Raw genomic sequence first — 8,990 nt, 5'->3', positions numbered from 1 at the left:
GTTTATGTCCTAGTACAATTAGCGACAGCTATATACTAGTTGGTAGGATTCCAATCATCTCTAAACCCAGACCAACATGGATACGATTCGGCAGCCTCGACCAAAGATTGGTACTTTTGATAAATTACGACAAGCTTCAGAGTTTACCGTGGCGGGAGTTGAAGATTCGATTCCGTTGCGCGTCCTAGTCCAAATCTTTGTATTTATCAGCATTGGAGCTATGGACTCGGTAGCGAGTTCCAACAATAGTATCTGGGCAATACCTCTTAGTGCGATCGCCGCAGTCTGGGCATGGTATGCAAGACGCACACGCAATATCCTTGTGAAATTATTCATTGCGATCGCGATGATTGCCATGCTGGTGATATTTCTCAACGATATCGTCCGCCAAACCGAAGAAACCAGACTATTACTAGCGAGATTATTAATTCAGCTACAGGTTTTACATAGTTTTGACCTACCGCATCGCAAGGATTTAGGATATTCGATTGTGATCGGATTGATCCTGATGGCTCTCGCAGCCACCTTAAGTCAAACGATGATTTTTGCCCTCTGGCTGATGGCATTTTTATTGGTGGGGCTGCCAATTTTATTGCTCGATCACCGATCGCGTTTAGGCGTTAAGACGGTCGGGTTTGAACCAGAAAAAATAGGCGTATCCCTATTACCTCTATCGGGACTACTGGCGATCGTTTTGGTATTGGGCTTGACTATATTTGCATTTTTACCCCGTTTACCAGGATTTCAGTTACGCAACTTCCCCGTAAGTGTAAATTTATCGGTGCAAAGACAAATTCCGAAGGGAGGAATTTTGTCGCGACAGCAGCAACAGCAGCAGGGGAAAAATGGCAATGGTAATGGCAATGGGGGAACTGGCACTGGTGGTACTAGCAATGGTGACTCGGACACATTGCCACCATTGTTTGCCCCCGAAATTGATACGGCTTCCTCTGATGCCAAACAACTAAACAAAAAACGCAAACCCGAATTAATGATGCGCGTGCGATCGCAAGCGGAACTATTTTGGCGAGTGATGGCCTACGACCAATTCACGGGGAAAGGTTGGCGCATTTCCCGCAATGATCCGCAGCAAATTCGCACGGTTAAACGCAATCCGCTTAATTATGAATTCTCGCTGCCAATTCCCACATATATATCAATTGATGCGCCAAAACAATCAATCAAACCACTCGCCAGTCAGGAAGTAGTCCAAACCTATACCATCGTATCGCCAAATTTTCCGAACCTAATCCCTGCAGCCGCAGTGCCCAACCAGATCTTTTTTCCAAGCGAGGAATTGGATATCGACCAAGAAGGAATGCTGCGGGGTCCAGGGGCTTTGCCTGAAGACCTGACCTACACGGTAATCTCCAACGTTGTCGAGCGTAATCCCAAATTATTACGACAATCATCGGGGGAATATCCGCGCTCAATCCGCAATTATTATCTTCAAGTTCCCGCAAATCTATCTCCAAGGGTACAGGAGACTGCGCTGAGTTTCTTGGCAAGTGCTCGTGATGCTCAGGGCAAACCGATCGCTTTAGACAATAACTACGATCGCGTGGTACAGATCGCGCAAAGCCTCAAGCAAAACTATGCCATTAAGCCCCTTGGATTTGACGAATCTAAGGGCGATCTCGTATCGCAATTTGTCGAGGGAGGGGGTGGCGAGGAAAGCCATTTTGTCTCGACTATGGCAATCATGCTGCGATCGCTGGGCATTCCTAGTCGTTATGTAGTTGGCTTTGCCTCAGGAAAGTTCAACCCATTCACGGGGCTTTATGAGGTGCAAAACATTGATACGCAATCAATGGTAGAGGTTTTCTTTCCCCCCTATGGTTGGCTCGCCTTCGATCCCGTCCCCAATCGCCCCATATTTCCTCCATCGATCGAAAATAACCGTACCTTTGGCGCAGTGCAAACCTTTTGGAGTTGGATTGCCCAATTTTTACCGAGTTCTGTTAATAACTTTTTTAATTGGTTATTTGATAGTATCGGCAAATTTGTGGGCGGTGTCATCAATTGGCTAGCCGAGATGGGCTGGATCGGCATTGCCTTTGGTCTGGCGATCGCCTTTGGATTTGGGATCGGTGGTTGGGCTTTATGGCAATTCATAATCTGGTGGTGGCAACGCCAAAGATTGCAGCAAATGCCGATCCCGCAACGTACCTATCGCCAAATGCTCCAATGGCTATCGGAACAAGGCAAACCCAAATCGCCGCACCAAACTCCTCAAGAATATGTGGAAAGTCTTAGCGATCGCCTTTCCGATCGCCAAGCAGCGGCGATCGCCCAAATTACCCAGATCTATCAAGATTGGCGCTACGGCAATCGAGCGATCAGCTATGACGTATCGGCAGAGCTAAAAAGACTGCTCACCCAATTAAAATCAAAGGTGTAATAAGAGCAGCTTCAACTCCGCTCAACTACCGTTGGCTTCGACTCCGCTCAGCCAACGGTACTTTAATTAATAGCAAGTCCCTAAGTAACGTCAGTTCGGGTTAAGCTGGCAAATTTTAAAAGCCCGTTTCAAATTATCCCGAACTCACGTTAAGTATCTGGGCATAATTAAAACCCAAAAAGCTGTAGCGTAGGCGCTGCCTGTGCTACAGCTTTTTGGGTTTTATATCAAGTTAAGAAATGGCGTAGCCATTTCTTAACTTGATATAACAAGACTGGCGGTAACTAAGTAGCTAGACATAAGTAAACTTAAAACCTAGAAGAGCGTACCGCCCGCTACGCGGGCGGTACGCTCTCTGGTTTTGGTTTTTAATTATGCCTAGCTATTTATAAAGACTTGTGATTTTATTACAAAATCTTAGCTGATTCACCGCTTTTGGTAGACTAGACTGCGAATATATTAAATTTTTTATTTTAATCATGAGTGTAGTTATTCAAGTTTTAGAAAGAGCCGACGAAGAACTCCGTTATCCCAGCATTTCCGAGTTACAAAGCGTGCAAAACTTTCTTTCCACTGGTGCTCAAAGAGTGCGGATTGCCACAATCTTGGCAGAAAGCGAAGCCAAAATCGTCAAAAAAGCAACCGAAGAACTATTTAGAATTCATCCCGATTACATTTCCCCTGGTGGCAATGCCTATGGACAAAAGCAACGTAACCAATGTCTGAGAGATTTCACTTGGTACATTCGCCTTACCACCTATGGGGTATTGGCAGGCGATAAAGAACCAATCGAGAAAATTGGCATTATCGGCGTGCGTGAAATGTATAACTCCCTCGGCGTACCTTTAGTTGGCATGGCTGATGCTATTCGCTGCCTCAAAAGTGCTTCTTTAGCTTTGCTCAGCAAAGAAGATGCTTCTACCACCGAACCTTATTTCGATTACATCATTCAAGCAATGTCCTAGAAAAACATCCTAGAAATCCGAGGAAGACGCTATGCGTCTTCCCAAACATGAATTATAAACCCCAAAATACAAGTGGCGGCGCAAAGCGTCGCCACTTGTATTTTGGGGTTTGAGTTTTCCTATATATCGGTCTCTACTCGCGTTATACCAAATTACAAAATGGCTACGCCATTTTGAGCTTAGCTACTTACTTGAATTTGTAATTCTAAAAACTCACGAATCCGCTTAATTTGGAATTCCCTAGCATAATCGAGAACTTGCTCGGAGAAGGGAATAAACTGGGAATTAGTTTCCTGTAAAAGGGTAACTTCCTCTTGAATAGCCAAAATATCCCCCATGCGAGCCAATTGAAGTAACTTCTCTACGGTGCAGTTAGGCGGCAACACCAAGGGGGAACTCGTAACATCAGTTTTAGATTTATAAATATTGGTAAGGGAAGGCTCAGAACTACTGAGATCTTCGTACTTCCATTCCAAATGAAGTAGCGATCGCATGACCTTAAACAGAGCATCAGGATCGATCGGCTTGGCGATAAAATCATTGCAGCCCACCGCAAGACTCAGACTGCGATCTTCGTCAAAGGCACTGGCGGATACCATCACAATAGCTGTCTTCTGAAACATCGGTAACTGTCGGAGTTGCTTTGTCGTTTCATGACCATCAAGTTCGGGCATGACCATATCTAACAAAATCAGATCGGGAGCAAAGCTTTTCGCTTGAACGATACAATCACTACCATCGATCGCTTCGGCAACTAGAAAATCTAGGGGAGTAAGTAAATCGTTCAACACCATACGATTCTCGGTCTTGTCATCGACGATCAAAATTTTGCGCCGAGCGCCATAATAGCCAGAAATCGAGCGGCTATCGACAGCTAAAGAGCGTGAATAATGAGGAACTTCAAACAGTTCAATTTCAAACCAGAAAGTACTTCCTTCATGCAAACGGCTTTCTACATGCAGTTTTCCACCCATCATCTCCACCAATTTTTGGCAAATTGGCAAGCCTAAACCCGTCCCCGAATAGCGTCGGGCGCGATCGCCTACCTGTTGAAAAGGCAAAAAGATATCTGTCAAGGTATCTGGAGCAATGCCAACTCCCGTATCGGCAATCTCAAAGCGAACTTTGTAGTTATTCAAATCAACGGATTGAGCACTCACCGACAGAGATACACTGCCACGATCGGTAAATTTAACGGCATTCCCAAATAAATTAATCAGGACTTGACGCAAGCGCTTTTCGTCACCATACATGGTATTGGGCAAAGCGGTTAGGGGTTGATAGATCAGCTCCACATCCTTAGCCCGTACCTGTAGTTGAAACATATCCGTAATACTTTGCAGTAATTTCGGAAGCTCGAATTCACTGGGATTAAGTTCGAGTTTCTTAGCTTCAATTTTAGAAAGATCGAGAATATCGTTAAGCAGAGTCAACAAATGTTCGCCACTGCGCTGAATGATTTCTAATCCTTCCTGATGTTTATTGGGGTCGTAGCTGCGCTTGAGGATTTGCGCATAGCCCAAAATTCCATTTAATGGAGTCCTTAACTCATGGCTCATATTGGCAAGAAATTCGCTCTTAGCGCGATTTGCCGTATCCGCAATTTCCTTAGCAGATTGCAGTTCTTTTTCGGCATATTTGCGATCGGTAATATCTGTCCCGACGGATAGAATTTCGATTAACTTACCGCGATCGTCATAGATGGGCTTATTTGACCAAGTTACCCACACATGTCGCCCATCTTTACAGATGTTACCATTCTCCTTGAGTTGATATTTTTCAGGCGCACTGCATATTTCCGCAATCATGTGACGAAGATCTTCTCCTGAAATATCCTGAGATGAGACGATGGTATCTAGTATATAGGTGCCGATAATTTCCTCTAATTCATAGCCAAAAAATTTCAAGCCATAATCGTTTAAGAAGCAAATCTTTCCTTGGGTATCCCAACGGAGAATGATACAGTTAGCCGATTCGACCAGATCGCGATATTTCTTTTCACTCTCTTTAATATTCTCTTCGATGAGCTTGCGATCGCTAATATCTTTAAGGGCATAGATCGCAAAAACTTGACCACCAAATTCGATGCTTTCAGAAGAGACTAAGCCCGTAATTTTCCTGCCATCCTTAGTCAGAAACATCGCCTCAAAGTTAGCTACCCGCTTATTTACCTCCAAAACGTCTAACATGCGATCGCGATCTTGCAAATCGACCCACAGATTTAAATCCGTTGGATTTACACCGATCGCCTCTTCTCGACTATAACCAGTGATTTCCGTCCACTTATCATTAACATCAATATGTTTATAGGTATCAGTCGAGAGTAGAGCCATCCCATCGGGACTAGAACGGAATGCCTTGGCAAATTTTTCTTCCGATTCTCTGAGGGCAGCTTCCGTGAGTTCATGTTCGAGAATTTCCTGTTGGAGGGCTTGCGTGCGCTCGTCAACCTTTTGCATCAGTAGATGCGAATATTCCTCTAGTCGATTGTGGGATTTTTTCAATTTGCGACTCATTTGATTAAAGGAACTTGCTAGTATGGCAAGCTCCTTCACCAAACAGGAATATTCAACTTTTTGATCTAGATCGCCTTCGGCGATCGATTGACTAGCAAGGCTCAATTGGGTGATCGGACGGGTAATCCACTTCGCGGCAATAACTCCCAATATTGTGGTCAGCCCTAGAGCCACCATGCATAAAAACATGGTGGAACGTGTATTCTCTTTGATTTGTGACATAAAGTCAGATTCAGGCACCACCACCACGATTTGCCAACTCAGTCCAAAGGTATCGTTGAGTTTACTAACCTGAAGAAAGTACTTTTCTCCATGGAAATAAATAAATGATTGTTGAATTTGATCGTCAATTTGATTGGGATATTCCTTCAAACTTGCAGCAGCAATACGAGTTAATTCATCTTGGCTTTGAATTGCGAGAAGCCGATCGGATTTCCTATCTTTAATAGATATGGCTACATCAGCATTAGAACTTGCCACCAATCTGCCCGATGGTTCCATGATGAAGGTCTGTCCGCGATCGCTAACCTTATTATTCTGTAAGAATTGATTAATTTCCCCCAGTAAAATTGATATGCCTAACACCCCTTGAAATTCGCCATTAGGGGCATAGATCGGTTTTACAGCGGTGATCGCTGGTTCCTCAGTGATCACATCGGTATAGACCTCACTCCAGATATCGCGTTTTGCCTCGATCGCATTCTGATACCAAGAGCGCTCACGCAAATCAAAACCCCGTCGGGCTAAGAGGATAATCTGCGATCGTCCGAGTTCATCGGTCATGGAAGTGATCAGAGAATTCTCCACAGCCAACATATTACGGATGCGTCTTGCTCCTAAGTATTGATCCGCAGTATTTGCCACAAAAATATTGCTAATCTGGGGGAAACTCCGCAATTGTTTCCAAAATTGCATTTGGATTCTTTGTTCCTCATATCCACCCTTAATATTTTCTAAATCAATACTATTGGAATTGAGATTATTGAGAATATAGGGAAGTTCTAAATAGGAATGCAGACGAGTTTTAACTTGTTCGGTAACTTTATTGCGAAGTTGATTGGAAATCTGTTTGACAGCATCATGCCCGTTACGGAACGATAACCACCCAATCAATCCCACGATGCCAAAAGTACTTACTAAAAATGGCACAATAATCAACATACTTAAGGGCAAATGAAAGCCTGTCCTACCCTTACAAACCGTATTGAGGCTATTGTTTACCCCTGAAGCAGTGGTTATCGTCGGAATGGAAGAATGAGGAGGAATCGCTGTCATAGTTGATTGTCCAGTTGATTGACCAGTTGATTGCTCAATTAATTACTTAGTTAATTACCCAGTTAATTACCCAGTTAATTACTCAAAGCCAAGTCTTCTCAATGTTAACTTGCGACTTTGCCAAACTTGGGGTTCTTGAGGAGAAATTTGGATCGCCCGATCGTAGGAAGCGATCGCTTCTTCCAACAGCCCTAACCCACTGAGCGCATTTCCCCGACTATACCAAGCAAAATGATCGTCAGGATTAATTTCCAAGGCGCGGTCATGACTGGCGATCGCCCCTTCATAGAGTTCCAGCTTACTCAACACCAGTCCGCGATTGTTCCATGCATAGTAATCGTCAGGACGTAGTTCGAGAGCTTGATCGTAGCTAGCGATCGCTTCAGTATAGTTTCCCCATTGTTCGAGGGCTTTGGCGCGACTATACCAAATTTGATGATCGTAGGGTTTATATTCGAGGGCGCGATCGTAACTGGCTACCGCTTCACCATAACGTCCAATGCTTTCAAGGGCATAGGCATGACTAAACCAACCCTGTACGTAGTCGGGTTTTAGCGCCAACGCCTTTTCGCAATGCTCGATCGCCTCTTCATATCTACCAAGGACACTACAAACTAAGCCTTTTCCTCCATAGGAATAGTAATAATCGGGCTTATAGGAAAGGGCAATATTGTAGCTATTGATTGCTTCTTCATAGCGTCCTAGCATACTCAAAGAAGTACCAAGGTTATGCCATGCCGCATAAAATTCTTCTTTATAATTAATCGCCTGACGGTAATTTTCTACCGCCTCTTCGTGGTGGCTGCAAAGATCGAGCGCGACAGCACGATTGTACCAAGCCAAATGGTTATCAAGGCGAATCTGCAAAGCCAGATCGCAATTGAGGATCGCTTCTTGACAGCGATTGCCCGCAACTAATAATCCCCCCTGCTCCAACAATAGTTCGACCCTTCGCTCAGAAATCAAGGGCTGAGCGGCAATGAGTTTTTGCAGATCGTCAAATTTGCGATCGCGTTCTTCTTCGGTGATTTGAGCATAGGTTTCATAGCGATCGTCACTTACCCAGCGAAAAGTCTCCTGACGCATCAACTCCATGTCAGTGGGAAACTCAAACACCTCCACATTATCACCCAAAAATTCGGGATGACTATTAACAAAAAATTTGAGGGCAAATAGGGGCAATAAGAATACAAAACAGATGGAGAAACTCTCTTTGAGTTTAGATTGCACTTGGAGAAGATGAGCCAATGGACGAGGAATAGCAGTCAACTTGGCGTTCAATTCGCGATTCTCAGGACGATCGACGTTATTCTCTAAAAACTCTTCGATACCAGTAACAAATAAGAGATTCGCCTCATGTAAATCTGGCTCATTGACAATCATTTCGTAGAAGTCAGGAATTGGACGATCTAGCCTCAATACAAAAATCTTTTGATTGGTGATATCAGTCCTCGTCCTTTTTATAATTTGTTCGCCTTCCGCAGGCGAACAACGAACAAACAGCATTCCAAAATCTTGTTTGTGCCTGAGCAAACCCAGTAGCTGCTTATATTCGGTCTCTGGATTTTTTAGAGCATCTTTGTCCCAAGCGTTTCCAGTGTATTGCATGGCTCTCCCATTTGACTGAATACTAGAACCAATCATACCAAAGTTATAAAATTCTGTTGCGATCGCATCGCTCAGCAATTGCAACATACAACGCAAAAGACGAGTGGTGGCGCGGAGCGCCACCACTCGTCTTTTGCGTTGCGATTTATCCTAACAAACCCAAACATTGCAATAAATTGCTAAGTAAGTGAGCTTAGTTAAATATAAAACCCTAAAACCTGCGGC

At 44.1% G+C, this 8,990-nt stretch carries 4 protein-coding genes; 2 read left to right on the top strand and 2 right to left on the bottom strand.

What is annotated here, in order from left to right; all coding sequences use genetic code 11:
* The first annotated feature begins 76 nt into the window (after positions 1-76).
* Both AC805_RS07580 and AC805_RS07575 read left to right on the top strand, forming a co-directional pair.
* The gene (locus AC805_RS07580) at positions 77-2,401 is read left to right on the top strand and encodes a DUF3488 and DUF4129 domain-containing transglutaminase family protein (protein ID WP_055074857.1); all 2,325 of its coding nucleotides are present in this window, start codon (positions 77-79) and stop codon (positions 2,399-2,401) included.
* 479 nt (positions 2,402-2,880) lie between these two features.
* Entirely contained in the window at positions 2,881-3,366 is a 486-nt protein-coding gene (locus tag AC805_RS07575; RefSeq protein ID WP_055074856.1) for an allophycocyanin subunit alpha-B, read from the top strand.
* 179 nt (positions 3,367-3,545) lie between these two features.
* Here the strand turns inward: AC805_RS07575 and AC805_RS07570 are convergent, their stop codons facing one another.
* Together AC805_RS07570 and AC805_RS07565 are read right to left on the bottom strand one after the other, a co-directional pair.
* Positions 3,546-7,157: a PAS domain S-box protein gene (locus AC805_RS07570; protein ID WP_055074855.1), complete on the bottom strand. Its 3,612-nt coding sequence runs from the start codon at positions 7,155-7,157 to the stop codon at positions 3,546-3,548.
* A gap of 78 nt (positions 7,158-7,235) precedes the next feature.
* Positions 7,236-8,888, bottom strand: a complete 1,653-nt coding sequence (locus AC805_RS07565) for a tetratricopeptide repeat protein (protein ID WP_156341337.1) — start codon at positions 8,886-8,888, stop codon at positions 7,236-7,238.
* Between the last annotated feature and the right edge of the window lie 102 nt (positions 8,889-8,990).

This window comes from Pseudanabaena sp. 'Roaring Creek', assembly GCF_001402795.1.
Classification (GTDB): domain Bacteria; phylum Cyanobacteriota; class Cyanobacteriia; order Pseudanabaenales; family Pseudanabaenaceae; genus Pseudanabaena.
This window is presented reverse-complemented; position numbering and strand designations above follow the sequence as displayed.